11 protein-coding genes are annotated in these 14876 nt (G+C 66.5%); 7 read left to right on the top strand and 4 right to left on the bottom strand.

Going from position 1 to position 14876, the window contains the following annotated elements; translation table 11 throughout:
- Positions 1–138: 138 nt before the first annotated feature.
- Positions 139–1929: a methyl-accepting chemotaxis protein gene (locus ACFQPB_RS15185; protein ID WP_382224932.1), complete on the top strand. Its 1791-nt coding sequence runs from the start codon at positions 139–141 to the stop codon at positions 1927–1929.
- A gap of 167 nt (positions 1930–2096) precedes the next feature.
- Positions 2097–3656 carry a methyl-accepting chemotaxis protein gene (locus ACFQPB_RS15180; protein ID WP_382224929.1) on the top strand — a complete coding sequence of 520 codons (1560 nt, stop codon included), beginning with the start codon at positions 2097–2099 and terminating at the stop codon, positions 3654–3656.
- A gap of 12 nt (positions 3657–3668) precedes the next feature.
- Here ACFQPB_RS15180 and ACFQPB_RS15175 read toward each other — a convergent pair whose 3' ends face one another.
- Complete coding sequence (locus ACFQPB_RS15175) at positions 3669–4247, bottom strand: LuxR C-terminal-related transcriptional regulator (RefSeq protein ID WP_382224926.1); 579 nt, start codon at positions 4245–4247, stop codon at positions 3669–3671.
- A gap of 81 nt (positions 4248–4328) precedes the next feature.
- Here ACFQPB_RS15175 and ACFQPB_RS15170 point away from each other — a divergent pair, with 81 nt between their 5' ends.
- From ACFQPB_RS15170 to ACFQPB_RS15155, 4 genes are all read left to right on the top strand, one after another.
- Positions 4329–5033, top strand: coding sequence for a CoA transferase subunit A (locus ACFQPB_RS15170; RefSeq protein ID WP_382198916.1), 705 nt, complete (start codon positions 4329–4331; stop codon positions 5031–5033).
- 10 nt (positions 5034–5043) lie between these two features.
- Positions 5044–5682, top strand: a complete 639-nt coding sequence (locus ACFQPB_RS15165; RefSeq protein ID WP_382198917.1) for a 3-oxoacid CoA-transferase subunit B — start codon at positions 5044–5046, stop codon at positions 5680–5682.
- A gap of 93 nt (positions 5683–5775) precedes the next feature.
- Entirely contained in the window at positions 5776–7599 is a 1824-nt protein-coding gene (gene glsA / locus ACFQPB_RS15160; RefSeq protein WP_382224923.1) for a glutaminase A, read from the top strand.
- A 100-nt stretch (positions 7600–7699) separates the two neighbouring features.
- Positions 7700–8758 (top strand): hemerythrin domain-containing protein, encoded by a 1059-nt coding sequence (locus tag ACFQPB_RS15155; protein ID WP_382224921.1) that lies wholly within the window; start codon positions 7700–7702, stop codon positions 8756–8758.
- Here ACFQPB_RS15155 and ACFQPB_RS15150 read toward each other — a convergent pair.
- A complete protein-coding gene (locus ACFQPB_RS15150; protein ID WP_382224918.1) occupies positions 8722–9885 on the bottom strand; it encodes an HDOD domain-containing protein in 1164 nt (387 codons plus the stop codon). The two genes, ACFQPB_RS15155 and ACFQPB_RS15150, sit on opposite strands and share 37 nt — an antisense overlap.
- Entirely contained in the window at positions 9882–12437 is a 2556-nt protein-coding gene (locus ACFQPB_RS15145; protein ID WP_382224915.1) for an EAL domain-containing protein, read from the bottom strand. The genes ACFQPB_RS15150 and ACFQPB_RS15145 overlap by 4 nt, the downstream gene beginning before the upstream one ends.
- Positions 12438–12543: 106 nt before the next feature.
- Here ACFQPB_RS15145 and ACFQPB_RS15140 point away from each other — a divergent pair, with 106 nt between their 5' ends.
- Positions 12544–14220 carry a sensor domain-containing diguanylate cyclase gene (locus tag ACFQPB_RS15140; RefSeq protein WP_382224912.1) on the top strand — a complete coding sequence of 559 codons (1677 nt, stop codon included), beginning with the start codon at positions 12544–12546 and terminating at the stop codon, positions 14218–14220.
- Here ACFQPB_RS15140 and ACFQPB_RS15135 read toward each other — a convergent pair.
- Positions 14210–14875: a pseudouridine synthase gene (locus ACFQPB_RS15135; protein ID WP_382224909.1), complete on the bottom strand. Its 666-nt coding sequence runs from the start codon at positions 14873–14875 to the stop codon at positions 14210–14212. The genes ACFQPB_RS15140 and ACFQPB_RS15135 overlap by 11 nt on opposite strands.
- Between the last annotated feature and the right edge of the window lies 1 nt (position 14876).

The raw sequence follows: 14876 nt of genomic DNA, 5'->3' as shown, positions 1-14876 counted from the left end.
ATCGCGTGCTGGCAGCCAAGCCGCTTCGGGCTGCGCCCTTCGCAGCTTGGCTGCCAGCACCATCACATCACGTCAAAGCGGACAATCTACTTGCTACAAAACCGGACAGTTCTATTTGCTGCTGACAGAGGAGACAACATGCTCAACCGTTTGAGTTTCAAGGCCAAGATTGGCCTGCTGGTGGCGGCCTCCGTGGTCGCGGTGATGCTGATGGCGGTGACGGCGGCCCTGCAGTCGCGCACCCAGATCACCGAAGCGCGCCAGCAGCAACTGGTGACGGCTGTGCAGGCGGCCCACGGTACCGTACTGGGGTACCAGGCCAAAGCCGCCAAGGGCGAAATGAGCGAAGCCGACGCCAAGAAGGCCGCCGCCGAGGCGGTGGGGCTGTCGCGTTACGGCGGCCCTGAGGGCAAGACCGAGTACTTCTACATCTGGACCTTGGACGGTGTGGGCGTGATGCACCCCATACGCACCGAGTGGAACGGCCAGAACATGATTGGCAAGGTCAAGGACGGCGCCGGGGTGGACATCATCGTGGCGCTGATGGATGGCATGAAAAACAGCCGCGATGGCCGTGCGTTTGTGCCCACCAATTTCCCCCGCCCCGGCTCCACCGTGGCGGTGCCCAAGCTGCAATACATCATCAAGGTTGATGGCTGGAACTGGATGGTGGGATCGGGCTTGTACACCGACGACCTGGACCAGCAAATTCGCCAGCGTTTTGTGCAGGATGCGGTGTTGTTGCTGGTCGCGCTGCTGATCATCGGTGGCATTGGCTGGGTGATTGCGCGTTCGGTCATCCGCCAGATTGGCGGCGAGCCTGATGTGGCCTATGCCGCCATGTCGGAAGTGGCCAAGGGCAACCTGGGCGTGCGCCTGCCGCCCACCCAGACGGGCAGCATCCTCGATGGCCTGCACCAGATGGTGGACTCGCTGCGCCAACTGGTGGCCGAGGTGCGCAGCTCCACCGACAGCATCGCCAACGCCTCCAGCGAAATCGCCCAGGGCAATGCCGACCTGTCTCAGCGCACCGAACAGACCGCCAGCAACCTGGAGGAAACCGCCTCGTCGATGGAGGAGCTCACCGGCACCCTGCAGCAGACTTCCGGCAGTGCCCAGACCGCCAACCAGTTGGCATCGTCTGCCGCCGAGGTGGCCCAGCGCGGTGGTCAGGTGGTGGCGCAGGTGGTCAGCACCATGGGCGAAATCAACGACAGCAGCCGCAAGATCAGCGACATCATCGGCGTCATCGACGGCATCGCTTTCCAGACCAACATCCTCGCGCTCAACGCCGCCGTGGAAGCTGCGCGCGCTGGCGAGCAGGGCCGTGGTTTTGCGGTGGTGGCGTCCGAGGTGCGCAGCTTGGCCGGGCGTTCGGCGGCAGCGGCCAAGGAGATCAAGGAGCTGATCGGCGCCTCGGTGGCCAAGGTGGACAGCGGCACCCAGTTGGTGGCACAAGCCGGCCAGACCATGGACGAGATCGTCAGTTCGGTCAAACGTGTGAGCGACATCATTGCCGAAATCCACAGCGCCTCGGCCGAACAGAGCCAGGGCATTGCCGAGGTGAACCAGGCGGTGTCGCAGTTGGACCAGATGACGCAGCAGAACTCCGCCCTGGTGGAGGAGAGCGCCGCTGCCGCCGACAGCATGCGCGAACAGGCGCAGCGCCTGGCGCAGGTGGTGTCGGTGTTCCGCTTGGGCAACGAGTCGGTGGCGCCGCCACCCAGTGCGCCTGTCGCGCCACGCCGGCCCGCCCCCCCGCCTGCTGCGCCTCGCAAACCCGCACCCACCGCCTTGACCCAGCCCCGGCCCACCTCGCGCCCGGCGTCGGCCCCGCCCAAGGTGGGTGCAACGCCCCGTGCGATTGCCGCGCCAGCGGCGGCGCGCCCGGCCCCTGGCGGTGACGACAAAGACTGGGAAACCTTCTGATGGGCGGGAGCAATCCCGCCTAAAACAGTCAACAATGGTGAGTCAATTGTTTTTGTGGGAACGAAAATGACAAAAAAAGTAATATAGGCCGTGTGGCACCGCCCTTTGGAAGGGTCCGGTGCCCAGGCTGATGTAAGCCCCACCGGGGCGGGTCAGGGAGGAAAAAAATGCCATTCATCCGTTCGCTGGGTCTGCGCGCCAGCATGTATCTGGTTGCCGCTGTGCTCACGCTGGGGCTGGCCATGCTGGCCGCGTTCGCGTACCACAACCTGGGGGACGTGCAACGCCGCGCCACCTACATCGAGACCTCACGCGTGTCGCAGCTGGAGGCGGCCTCGGCGATGGAACTCAACGTCACCCGTGTTTCGCTGCAGTTGCGCCACATGATGCTGGCGCGTGACCCGGCCGAGCGCCGCGCCGCCCTCGACGACATTGTTGCCAAGCGCCAGGCGCTGGATGCCTTGTTGGGCCAGCTGACAGCGGCGGCGGACGACGACCAGGCCCGCAGCCGCCTGGCAGACCTGCCCCGGCTGTACAAAGCCTTCTGGCAGGAAGGCGAGGCCAACCTCCAACTGATCGCCGACAGCCGCACCGAGGAGGCGTTCGATTTCCTGGTCCGGCGCACCATACCGGCACGCAACGCCGTGCTGGCGGTGCTGGACGACACCCGGCGCGCCCAGCAGGCCGGCCTGCAGGCCGACACCCGGCGCCTGGTCAGCGAAGCCAGGCGCACCTTGGTGTTGCTCGTGGGCATGGCGGTGGCCATCACGGTGGTGCTGTTGGGCTTGTTTGCTTACATTGGCCGCCGTTTGCACCAGCGGGTGGAGCAGACCCGTGCCGTGGCGCAACGTGTGCGCGATGGCGACCTGAGCACCGAGGTGAGAGACGGCGCGAACGACGAGTTCAGCCCACTGCTGGCGGCCATGCGCGACATGCAGCAGGCGCTGGCCCGCATTGTCTCCAGTGTGCGCAGCAACGCCGAAGACGTGGCCAGCACCAGCTCGCAGATTGCGCAGGGCAACAACGATCTGGCGCAGCGCACCGAGGAGCAGGCCGGCACCCTGAGCCACACCGCATCGACCATGCAGCAGCTGGGTGTGAACGTGCAGCAGAACGCGGGCAACGCGCGTCAGGCCAACCAGCTGGCTCAAGGTGCCAGCGCGGTGGCTCTGCGGGGTGGCGAGGTGGTGACCCAGGTGGTGTCCACCATGGAGGGCATCAACCACAGCTCGCGCCGCATTGCCGACATCATTGGTGTCATCGACGGCATCGCGTTTCAGACCAACATCCTGGCGCTCAATGCCGCGGTGGAGGCCGCGCGTGCGGGCGAACAGGGCCGAGGTTTTGCCGTGGTGGCCGGCGAGGTGCGCAACCTGGCCCAGCGCAGCGCGGCGGCGGCCAAGGAAATCAAGGACCTCATCGACGACAGTGTGCGGCGGGTGAGCGAGGGCAGCGGTCTGGTCCACCGCGCGGGCCAGACCATGGAAGAAATTGTGCACAGCATCGGGCAGGTCAACACCATCGTCAGCCAGATCAGCACCGCCAGCGACGAACAAAGCGCGGGTGTGATCCAGGTGGGCGACTCGGTGGGCCACATGGACCAGGCCACCCAACAAAACGCGGCCTTGGTGGAAGAGTCGGCGGCGGTGGCCGAGGCGCTGCGCCGCAAGGCCGCCGACCTGTTGCAGACGGTGTCGGTGTTCCGCTTGTCCGGCGTTCGGGCCTGACGCTGCGGCCGTTCAGCCCACCAACAAGCGCTGCACCAGGTCGGTGATGCCGTTGGCCTGGTACTTGCGCATCAGGCGCGCGCGGTAGATCTCCACCGTGCGGTGGCTGATGTCCAGGGTTTTGCCGATCTCCTTGGCCGTCAGGCCCTGCATCACCAGCGCGGCCACCTCACGCTCGCGGGCGGTGAGGTCGGCCTTCACCGTGCGGCGTGCGCTCAGGTCTTCAAAGCTCCAGATGCCGGCGGCGTGGGGGTCGTTCCTGTCCAGCGAACGCCCGGTCACGTGGCACCAGAATGTCTCGCCCTTTTGAGCGCCGTCCACCCGTTTCATCAAGCGGTCATCGGCATAGTGGCCGCGCGTGTTCATGATGGGTGCAATGCGCTCGCCGGTGCGCTGGTACTCGTCGGCGCTGGGGTAGAGGATTTGAAAGCTCTGACCCACCAGCTGTTCGCGGCTGGCGCCGAACATGTCGCACACGGCGCGGTTGCAGTCCACCATGGTGCGGTGGCGCGAGAGCACCAGGCCCACCGGCGCCAGGTCAAAGGCCAGGCGGTAATCGATGGCGGCGTGGGTGGGGGCCGGGTTGGACATTACGAAATACTACGTATCTGAATACGTAGTATCGTAGCGTTTCTCGTAGACCCCTTCACTTTCTGACTGGAGACCGGTGGCATGAACAAGATTTACCCCAGCGCGGCCGAAGCGCTCAAAGGCGTGGTGGCCGATGGCCAACTGCTGGCCGTGGGCGGCTTTGGCCTGTGTGGCATTCCCGAGGCGCTGATCGACGCGCTGCGCGACAGCGGCGTGCAGAATCTGACCGCCATTTCCAACAACGCCGGCGTTGACGACTTTGGACTGGGCAAGCTGCTGCAGACGCGCCAGATCAAGAAGATGATCAGCAGCTACGTGGGCGAGAACAAGGAGTTCGAGCGCCAGTACCTGTCGGGCGAGCTGGAGTTGGAATTCACGCCCCAAGGCACGTTGGCCGAGAAGCTGCGCGCCGGTGGCGCCGGCATCCCCGCCTTTTTCACCAAAACCGGTGTGGGCACCCTGGTGGCCGAAGGCAAGGAGCTGCGTGAGTTCGACGGCGAGACCTACGTGATGGAGCGTTCGTTGGTGCCCGACGTCTCGCTGATCAAGGCCGATGTGGCCGACCGCAGCGGCAACCTGCGCTTCAACATGACGGCGCGCAACTTCAACCCCGCCGCCGCCACCGCCGGCAAGATCTGCATCGTCGAGGTCGAGCGCATCGTCGCCACCGGCGAACTGGCGCCCGACGACATCCACCTGCCGGGCATTTACGTGCACCGCATCGTGCTCAACGCCACGCCCGAAAAGCGCATTGAAAAGCGCACCACCCGCGACCGCAAAGTTTGAGGAGACCGACATGCCCTGGACCCAAGACCAAATGGCCGCGCGCGCGGCATCTGAACTGCAAGACGGCTTTTACGTCAACCTCGGCATCGGCATCCCGACGCTGGTGGCCAACCATGTGCCCGACCACATTGAGGTCTGGCTGCAAAGCGAAAACGGCATGCTGGGCATCGGCCCCTTCCCTTACGAAGACGAGGTGGACGCCGACCTGATCAACGCCGGCAAGCAGACCGTGACCACCATCAAGGGCTCGTCCATCTTCGGCTCCGACCAGTCCTTTGCCATGATCCGTGGCGGCAAGATCAACCTGTCCATCCTGGGCGCCATGCAGGTCAACGCCCGTGGCGACCTGGCCAACTGGATGATCCCCGGCAAGATGATCAAGGGCATGGGCGGCGCCATGGACCTGGTGGCCGGCGTCAAGCGCGTGATCGTGCTGATGGAACACGTGGCCAAGAAAAAAGACGGCACCGAAGACCTCAAGATCCTGCCCGAGTGCACCCTGCCGCTGACCGGCGTGGGCGTGGTGGACCGCATCATCACCGACCTGGGCGTGATGGACGTGACGCCCGAAGGCCTCAAGCTGGTGGAACTGGCCGACGGCGTGACGCGCGAGTTCATCCAGAGCAAGACCGGCGTGCCGCTGATCTGAACCCCCTAGGGTAGAGGTGCGTACCCGGCTCGCCTGCGCCGGGTACGCGAATTGCTCAGTGCCTGCACCCCAGGCCACCAAGAGCAGATTTCCATGCAGGCACCCATCGCCGCCTACCTCCAGGCGCTGCACGCACAATTGGCCGGCGCCAACGCTGGTGAACTGGCCAGCTACATCCCCGAACTCACCAAGGCCAACCCCGATTGGCTGGGCATCAGCATCGTCACCATGGACGGCGTGGCCTACAGCGTGGGGGATGCCGAGCAGTTGTTCACCATCCAGTCCATCTCCAAGCCCTTCGTGTACGGCATGGCCCTGGCCGACCGGGGACAGCAGGCCATGTCCGAAAAGGTGGGCGTGGAGCCCAGCGGCGACGCCTTCAACTCCATCAGCCTGCATCCCCAGACTGGTGCGCCGCTCAACCCCATGATCAATGCTGGTGCGATCGCCACCACCAGCCTGTTGGCCGGGCGCACCACCGAGGCGCAGTGGCAGCGCATCGAGTCGTCCATCGCCACCTTCGTGGGGCACCCGGTCACGGTGGACGAGTCGGTTTACCAGTCCGAGAGCAGCACCGGCCACCGCAACCGGGCCATCGCGTGGATGCTCAAGAACTTCGGCATCATCGAAGGCGAGCCCATGGCCTCGCTCGAGAACTACTTCCGGCAATGTGCCATCGAGGTGAGCTGCCGCGACCTGGCCTACATGGCCGCAACGCTCGCCAATGGCGGGGTCAACCCGTTGACCGGGCAGCGCGCCTTGCCCGCCGAACACGTGGGCCAGGTGCTCAGCGTCATGGCCACCTGTGGCATGTACGACTTTGCTGGCAGTTGGCTGTACGAGGTGGGCATGCCGGCCAAAAGCGGCGTGGGCGGCGGTGTCATCGCGGTCATCCCCGGGCGTTTTGGCATCGCCATCTTTTCGCCCCGGCTCGACGCCAAGGGCAACAGCGTGCGCGGCATCGAGGCCTGCCGCCGCATCTCGCGCGACTTTGGCCTGCACATGTTCCAGCAGGTGCGCGACCCGCGCCAGGCCCTGGGCCGGGTCTACACCGGGGCCGACGCGGCATCGCGCCGCAAACCCGTGGGGCCGGCCCGGGCGCACCTGCAGGCGCACGCGCACCGCATCAAATACCTCTCGCTGCACGGCATGCTGGCAGTGGACGGGGTGGAGTACATCGTGCGCCGCATGCTGGGCATGGCTGCTGACACCGACTGCTTCATTCTCGACATGAACCAGGTCACCGGCGTGGCCGACAGCGCCGCCTTGATGTTGCACCAGGTGCGGCGCACGCTGCAGATCGAGGGCAAACCGGTGGTGTGTTCGCGGGTGCACCGGCGCGCCGCCATCCTGCAACCGCTGGCGCGCGCGTCGGGGGCGCAGGACCGTGGGTTTCTGGTTTTCGAAGACAACGACCTGGCGGTGGAGTGGTGCGAAAACCGCTTGCTGCAAGGCATGGGGTCGACCGAGGAGGTGGCCGTGCCCCTGGCCGACTCGCCCTTGCTGGCCGGCTACTCGCCCGAGATGCTCAAGCTCATGGACAGCCACATGAGCACCGAGCTGTTTGGGGCTGGCGACACCATCCTCAAGGCCGGCGAGGCCGGTGACGGCCGTGTCTTTTTCATCGAGAGCGGGCGGGTCAGCGTGTTGGTGCCGCTGGACGAAGGGGGGCACCAACGCATCGCGTCGCTGGGGCCGGGCATGGAGTTTGGCGAAATGACGCTGCTGGGCCAGACCCAGCGCACCGCCTCGGTGGTGGCCGACAGCGACGTGCGCTGCCGCGTGCTGCATGTGAACGACCTGGAGGCACTGGCCCAACAGATGCCAGAGATCAAGATACGGCTGCTGGAAAACCTGGCCCGCGACCTGGCGGTGAAGCTGCGTGGCGCCACACAGTGGATTGCCGCGCTGGCCTGAGGCCGGGTCAGCCGACTCAGCGCCAGGTGCGCGTATTATCTGAGGCGTTCGACCACAGCCCGTGCTGCGGTCAGGCCGCGACACGAGGAGACCGCGCACCATGCAATTGTTTGTCTGGGACCACCACTTCAGCACCGGCCTGCCCGAGCTGGACGAGCAGCACAAGGCGCTGATCGACGTCTTCAACCGCTTGCACGACACCCTGTTCCACGCCGGTGTGTCGTCCGACGAACGCGAAGCCGCGCTGCGCCGCGCCTTCGACCGCCTCATGAACTACGCCCGAGCCCAGTTCACCGGCGAAGAGCAGCTCATGCGCGAAGCCGGCATCGACGAGCGCCACCAGCAGAAACACCGCCGCCAGCACGAGCAGTTCATCATCAACTTGCGCGAGATGTGGAATGGCCGCGCCACCCAGCCCGACCTGCATGGCCGGCTGATGGGATTTCTGGTGTCGTGGATCGGTCTGCACATCCTGGGGGTGGACCCATCCATGGTGCGGCAGATGCGCCAGGTGAAAGCGGGGCGGGCGGCCGTGGATGCCTACGAGGACGATCCGGGTGTATCTGAGGCCGGCCAGCGCGCGCTGCTCAATCTGGTGGGACACCTGTACCTGGAGCTGTCCGCGCACGCCCGCGCGCGCGACGCCGCATTGGCAGCGGCCGACGCGGTGGCCGCCAGCGCCCAGGTGCTGCACGAGCGTCTGGCGCGCCAGGGCCACTTTGACGACGAACTCCAGGCCGCCGATGCGCGCCTGTTTGAAACCCGGTTGGAAGAAGAGGCTGCGCGCGGTTTTCGCAGCGAGTCGCCGCTGTCGATGATCCTGCTTGACTGGGGGGTCAAATCGGCCAACGAGCCCTCGGTGTTGTTGCGCGATGTGACGCGCGCGGTGGCCGCCGAGATGAAGCGCACCACCGACCTCGTGGCCTGTCTGGGCCCTCAGCGGGTGGCGGTGTTGTTGCCCGACACGCCGCTGGACGGCGCGCAACTGGCGGGCCAGCGGGTGGCCGCGGCGATTGCCGCGTTGGGTCCGCTGCGCATGGGCGTGGCGGGTGCGGTGCCGCGTTCGCGTGGTTATGGCGCGGTGCTGCTGGCCGATGCGGCCTCGTCCTTGTTGCCCATTGCTCACGCCGCCGTGTCGGCGCCTTTGCCCAACAGCTGATCCACGCTGGTTTGTAGCTCGGGCGCGCCGAGCAACGTTTGCAGCGCGGCCTCCTGGGCGGGCTGCAAATGACCCGCCAGGTGGTGGGTGCAGAGGGCGGTGTCGGTGGCCAAGTGCCACTGGGCCAGTGTGTCGAGCGCGCGTGCGGTCAGGCGCTCGGCCAGGCGGGCGCACAGGTAGGGCAGGGCACGGCGTGTTGCGGCTGTGGTGTCGAGGCCCGTTGCAGGCTGGGTGAGGACCAGATCGATGTCGCCCACCCCTTGCACGATGCTGGCGGGCAGTTCCCAGCTGGTCATCAACAGGCGACCGATCTCGGGCGCACACAGCCCCAGCGCCTGCTGTTGTGCGCTGTAGCGCTGCACCAAATCAAGCGACATGTCGGTCAGTGCCGGCTGGGCGCGGCTCTGGGGCAGGGTGGCCACGGCCATGTGGCCCACAAACGAGAGCACCACCTGGGTGACCAGGGTGCCGGCGTCGGCCATGTGCAGCTGTTTGCTCAGGCGTGAGCACAACTCGCTGGCAATGGCGCTGGCGGTCCACAACTGCTCGAACACGCGGCGGCTGGCGGGGTCGCTGGCCTGGAAGGATTCGTCGAGCAGGTAACGCACGCAGATGCTGCGCACGGTGTTCATGCCCAGAAAGGTGATGGCCTGACCAATGCTGGTGACAGACCGCTGCAGCCCATACAGCGGAGAGTTGACGGTGGACAGCACCTTGGCGGCGATCAGCGGCTCGCTCATGACCAGCTCGCTCATTTCCGTCGAGGTGGCCGTGGCGAGGAACTCGGGCGAGATCAGGCGGTGCAGCGCACGGGGTGGTCGGGGAATGTTGCGCAAGGCCTCGGTGAGGGCATCGCGCTGGGCGGGGGGCATGTCTTGCACCGGTGTGATGCGGAAAGTCGCCAGTTCGGGGGGCAATGGGCGTGAGGACACCGCCACAGGTGTGCCCTCCGATGGGGCCCTGTGTGGGACTGCAACGGGCTGGTGTGTGGGCGGAACGGCCCGCAGCTCGGCGGGGCGCGTGGCGGGTGGTGTGTTGTCACGGCGCGGCGCCGCACGGCGCAGCACGAGGTAGGCCACAACCGCCAGCACCAGAACGATGAGGCCAAACAAAACGGGGGCCGTCATGCGGTCAGCTCCGAGTGAGGCGGGTGGGGGGTGTAGGTCGTGGGCAGCTGGTCCACGGGCACCGGGTGGCAAAAGAGGTAACCCTGGTAGCGCTTGCAACCGGCTTGCCGCAGCATGTCGAGCTGTGCCTGGGTCTCTACCCCTTCGGCCAGCACGTTCAGTTTCAGGTTGCGGCCCATGTCCACAATGGCTTTGACGATGGACAGGTCGTTGGCGTCGAGCAGCAGGTCGCGCACAAAACTCTGGTCGATCTTGAGCTGGTCCAGCGGCAGGCGCTTGAGGTAGTTGAGCGACGAATACCCGGTACCAAAATCGTCGAGCGACAGCCGCACCCCACGCGCTTTGAGCGAGTGCATTTTGGCGGTGGCGCCTTCGACGTCTTCCACCAGGTGGCTTTCGGTCAGCTCCAGTTCCAGGCGTTGTGGGTCGGCCCCGGTTTCGGCCAACACCGTGGCCACCTGTTGCACAAATTCGGGGTGGTGCAACTGGCGGGCGCTGATGTTGACCGCCACCAGCAGGTGCGCGCGTTGTGGGTCGTCGCGCCAGGCTGCGATCTGTTCGCACGCGCTGCGCAGAATCCACAGGCCCAGCGGCTCGATCAGCCCCGACACCTCGGCCAGTCCGATGAAGCTGCCCGGCGGCACCATGCCACGTTGCGGGTGCTGCCAGCGCACCAGGGCCTCGACCCCGAACACCGCGCCGTGTTCGTCGATCTGTGGCTGGTAGTGGAGCAGAAACTGACGTTGCGCCAGGCCGTCCCGCAGGTCGGCTTCCAGCGCCGCACGCGCCGCGATCACCGCCTCCATGTCGGAGCGGAAAAAGCGCACCGTGCCGCGCCCGGCGGCTTTGGCCTGGGCCAGCGCGATGTCGGCCTGTTTGAGCACCGCCTCCACCGAGTGGTCTTGCTGGTTCAGCAGCGCGATGCCGACGCTGACCGACGCCGGGTGGGTCAGTGTTTCAAGCTGGAAGGGCATGTCGGTGATGGCGCGCACCAATTGGGTGGCGGCGGTTTCGATCTGCCGCATGGCCAGACCGGGCTGGGCGTTGAGCGAGGTCATGAGCAGGCCGAACTCGTCGCCGCCCAGCCGCGCCACCAGGTCGTCGGCACGGGCGCAGCCGCTCAGGCGTTGTGCGACCTGTTGCAGCAGCAGGTCGCCCACGTTGTGGCCGTGGGTGTCGTTGAGGCCCTTGAAGTTGTCGAGGTTGAGCAGCAGCAGGGCGTGCTGGTGCAGGCCGGCGGCCGGGTCGGCCAACAACTGCTGCAGGCGCTCGATCATTTGGCGCCGATTGGCCAGGTGGGTGAGTGGGTCGTGGTACGCGAGCTGATGGATTTCCTGCAAAAACTGGCGCTGTTCTGTGATGTCCGTGGAAATGCCACACAGCGCGTAAATGCTGTTGTCGGCCCGGCGCAGCGGCAGCTTGACGGAGAGGTAGGTGCGCTGGCTGCCGTCGGGCAGCCGGTTCACTTCCTCCTGCACCAGACGTTCGCCCCGGTCGAACACGCGCTGGTCGGTGACCCGGAGGTGCCGGGCTGTGGTCTGGTCAAAAAAAGCGCTGTCGCCTTGGCCGACGATCTCGGACAGCGGTTTGCCGAACAGCTCGCAGACCTGTCGGTTGGCATAGAGGTAGCGCAGCTCGGTGTCTTTGATGAAGATGAAGGCGTCCACGCTGTTGAGGATGGTGGACAGCTTGTCCTCGCTGGCGCGCAGCTCGGCGGTGCGACGCGCCACCTCGCGCTTGAGCAACGCCACAAAAGCCAGCGCGAGCAACAGCGCGGTCACCACGCCGCCCAGCCCCCACCAGAACGCGGCCGGAATGGGCGGTGATTCGCGTGGCACGGCCCAGCGTTTGAGCACCTGGTAGTAGGGCGAATCGGGCTGTGCCTGCCAGGGCTCGAGGTGGCGGTCTAGCGCGGCCAGCAAATCGGCGTTGCGGCCTTTGGCCGCCACAAAAAACAGGCGCGAAGGCTGGAACATCAGGCTGGTTTCCACCAGCTTGTAGCGCCTCGCCGCCAAGTCGCCAAAGTGGTGGTTGACGGCGACGGCGTCGGCCTCACCAGCGGCCACACGGGCAAACGCTTCGTCAAACGTGGTGTGTGGCACCAGTTCCGTGCGCAGGCCAAAACCGGCCAGCAAGGTGGCCAGGTACTCTTGCTGGCTGGAGCCATCGAGCACGGCCACACGTTTGCCCTGCAGGTCCAGCATCGACTCGATGTGTTGGTCCGGTTTGCGGTAGAGCTGTGACCAGCTGTGCAGGGCAGGCACGCGGTGGAAGTCGTACAGGCGCACCCGCGAGTCGGTGCGCGCCACATCGGGCATCAGGTCCAGAGAGCCGGCCTCCAGGCTCGCCAGACAGGCGTCCCAACGGCAGGGCACGGGCACCAAGGTCCAGTTTTCGCGGCGCGCCACTTCCTGCAGCAAGTCGCCCATGATGCCGCTGGCATCGGCGGTGACCTTGGGGGGGTTGTCGTACACCCCCACGCGCACCTCGCGCGCACTGACCAGGGTCGGCAGGGCGAGAAGACAGGCCAGACCCAGGGTCAGGCTGCGCACGAATAATCGGAGCGCGACCGCATCACCACCCGTACACTGTTTCGACGTGTTTGCCATTGCGGCCAAGCATACGATAGGGTGGGTCGGTTTTTGCAAATGTTTGACAATGAAATGGCTCCCTGAAACCTTCCGTTCACGTTTGGCCTTGGCGATTGGTGTCTTGGCCCTGGGCGTGGGCTTGCCGTTTTACCTTTACGTTACCCACGTCTATGGGCAGCAGCTGGTGCGCGAACGCGAACAGGCCTTGCACGAGTTGGCCGAGGCGGTGGCGTCGGTGGTGTCGCTCAACCTGGAAGAGCGCTTGCGCGAGATCGGTCAGGTGGCTCGCTTGTCGCCCGAATTGGCGGGCGCGCGGGCGGAGGAGGCCGGTGCGGCCACGCTGGACGCCTTGCAGGCTGCCTACCCCGTGTACGCGTGGATCGGCGCCACGGACGCGCAGGGCGTGGTCAAGGTGGCCACGGGTGGCCTGCTGGTGGGGCGTTCGGTAGCGCAGCGCCCCTGGTTTGCCGCCGGCCTGAACGGCCCATACCTGGGCGACCGCCACCGCGCGGATCTGCTGCAGTCGCTGCTGGCGCCGGGCGCGTCCGAACCGCTGTATTTCATCGACGTGGCGGTGCCGCTGCGGGCACCCGACGGCAGCGTGAGTGGTGTGCTGTCCGCCCACCTGCATTGGCGCTGGGCCGCCAACGTGGTGGGTGCCATCGTCCCCCGCAAAAGTGCGCGGCAACAAATCGATGTGTTCCTGGTCGACCAGGCGGGGCACATCAGCTACCCCGACCGTGCTCTGGGCGCCGATCGCGTGCCCGACGGACTTGTGTCCGAGGTGCCGCAAGTGCTCGACAGCTGGCCGGAAGGGGGTGAGTACCTCAGTGTGGCCGTGCCCGTGCCCGAGGCCGGGCCTGCCAGCCCGCTGGGGTGGCGCGTGGTGGTGCGGCAGCCGCTGACCGCAGCGCTGGGCGATCTGGTCGATCTGCAGCGCGCGGTGCTGGGCGTGACCTTGTTGGCCAGCCTGGTGTTTTTGCTGCTGACGTGGTGGGGCGCGCGCATCATCAGCCGCCCGTTGGAGGTGTTGACCGGCCTGGCCTTGCGTGTGGAGCGGGGCGAAGAAGATGTGGTGCTGGACGCCGGTGCACGCAGTGCCGAGGTGCGTGCCCTGTCGACCGCCTTGAAGGGCATGGCGGCCACCCTGATTGCCCGGCGCCAGGCGCTGGAGCGCAGCAACCACGAGCTGGAGGACAAAGTGGCCGAGCGCACGGCCGAACTCGCCCGCAGCAACGCCGAGTTGGAGCGCCTAGCCCGTCACGACCCGCTGACCGGCTTGCCCAACCGGCGCGCCTGTGACGAGCGCCTGGCCCTGGAGTTCGAACGCATGCGCCGCACCGGCGTGGCGTATGTGGTGTTGGTGCTGGACGTGGACCACTTCAAGCTGGTCAACGACAGCCATGGCCATGCGGCGGGTGACGCCGTGCTGCGGCACGTGGCCGATGTGCTGCGGCGCCAGTTGCGGTCCACCGACTTTGTGGGCCGCAGCGGTGGCGAGGAGTTTCTGGTGTTGCTGCCCCAGACGCCGCCCGACGAGGCCTTGCGTGTGGCGCAAAAGCTGCGTCATGCGGTCGACATCTCATGCCCGCCTGCCGCCGACCATGTGACGCTCAGCATCGGCCTGAGCGAGGCGCAGCCGGAGCACAACAGCAGCGACGGGGCCGTGCGCGCGGCCGATCACCAGCTCTACCGCGCCAAACAGAACGGCCGCAACCGGGTGGAGAGCAGCTTCATGCGCTGAAAGGCGCAGGGCTGGTCCAGCCCATCGGTTGGCCGGTGTGGGGGTGGGGCAAGGTGATGGCGCAGGCGTGCAACAGCAACCGAGGTGAGGCCGCGAGCGCAGCGCCGTCGGCATACAGGTCATCGCCCAACATGGGGTGGCCCAGCGCCAGCAAATGCACGCGCAGCTGGTGCGAGCGGCCGGTCACCGGCTCCAGCGCCAACCTTGCGCAGGGGCCGAGCTCAGGCACTTCAATCACTTGCAGCGTGCGCCAACGGGTGTGGCTGGACTTGCCGAGGTCAAAGTCCACCTTGCTTTTGGGCCGGTTGGGCCAGTCCACGATCAAGGGCAGATGGATGTCGCTCCAGCCCTCGGCATCGGCGCCCGAGGCATCGGGCACACCGGCCACCACCGCCTCGTAGCGCTTGAGCACCCGGCGCTCGGCAAACGCCAGGCTGAGCGCGCGCTGGGCGGCTGCACCGCGCCCCATCACCACCAGGCCCGAGGTGGCCATGTCCAGCCGGTGCACGATGAGGGCGTCGGGGTACAGCGCTTGAGCGCGCGCGCTCAAGCAGTCAGCCTTGTCGGGGCCGCGTCCGGGCACACACAAAAGGCCGGCGGGTTTGTCCAGCACCAGCAGGTGCTCGTCGGCGTGCACCACGTTGAGTCGTGTCATG

It is taken from the genome of Hydrogenophaga atypica (assembly GCF_042665215.1).
Lineage (GTDB): Bacteria > Pseudomonadota > Gammaproteobacteria > Burkholderiales > Burkholderiaceae_C > Hydrogenophaga > Hydrogenophaga defluvii_A.
Note: the sequence above shows the minus strand (reverse complement) of the source record. Positions and strands in the feature narration are given on the sequence as shown.

Excerpts from the sequence above, each read along its gene's own strand:
- ACFQPB_RS15185 (WP_382224932.1), top strand. The coding sequence starts at position 139 with ATGCTCAACCGTTTGAGTTTCAAGGCCAAGATTGGCCTGCTGGTGGCG.
- ACFQPB_RS15180 (WP_382224929.1), top strand. The coding sequence starts at position 2,097 with ATGCCATTCATCCGTTCGCTGGGTCTGCGCGCCAGCATGTATCTGGTT.
- ACFQPB_RS15175 (WP_382224926.1), bottom strand. The coding sequence starts at position 4,247 with ATGTCCAACCCGGCCCCCACCCACGCCGCCATCGATTACCGCCTGGCC.
- ACFQPB_RS15170 (WP_382198916.1), top strand. The coding sequence starts at position 4,329 with ATGAACAAGATTTACCCCAGCGCGGCCGAAGCGCTCAAAGGCGTGGTG.
- ACFQPB_RS15165 (WP_382198917.1), top strand. The coding sequence starts at position 5,044 with ATGCCCTGGACCCAAGACCAAATGGCCGCGCGCGCGGCATCTGAACTG.
- glsA (WP_382224923.1), top strand. The coding sequence starts at position 5,776 with ATGCAGGCACCCATCGCCGCCTACCTCCAGGCGCTGCACGCACAATTG.
- ACFQPB_RS15155 (WP_382224921.1), top strand. The coding sequence starts at position 7,700 with ATGCAATTGTTTGTCTGGGACCACCACTTCAGCACCGGCCTGCCCGAG.
- ACFQPB_RS15150 (WP_382224918.1), bottom strand. The coding sequence starts at position 9,885 with ATGACGGCCCCCGTTTTGTTTGGCCTCATCGTTCTGGTGCTGGCGGTT.
- ACFQPB_RS15140 (WP_382224912.1), top strand. The coding sequence starts at position 12,544 with ATGAAATGGCTCCCTGAAACCTTCCGTTCACGTTTGGCCTTGGCGATT.
- ACFQPB_RS15135 (WP_382224909.1), bottom strand. The coding sequence starts at position 14,875 with ATGACACGACTCAACGTGGTGCACGCCGACGAGCACCTGCTGGTGCTG.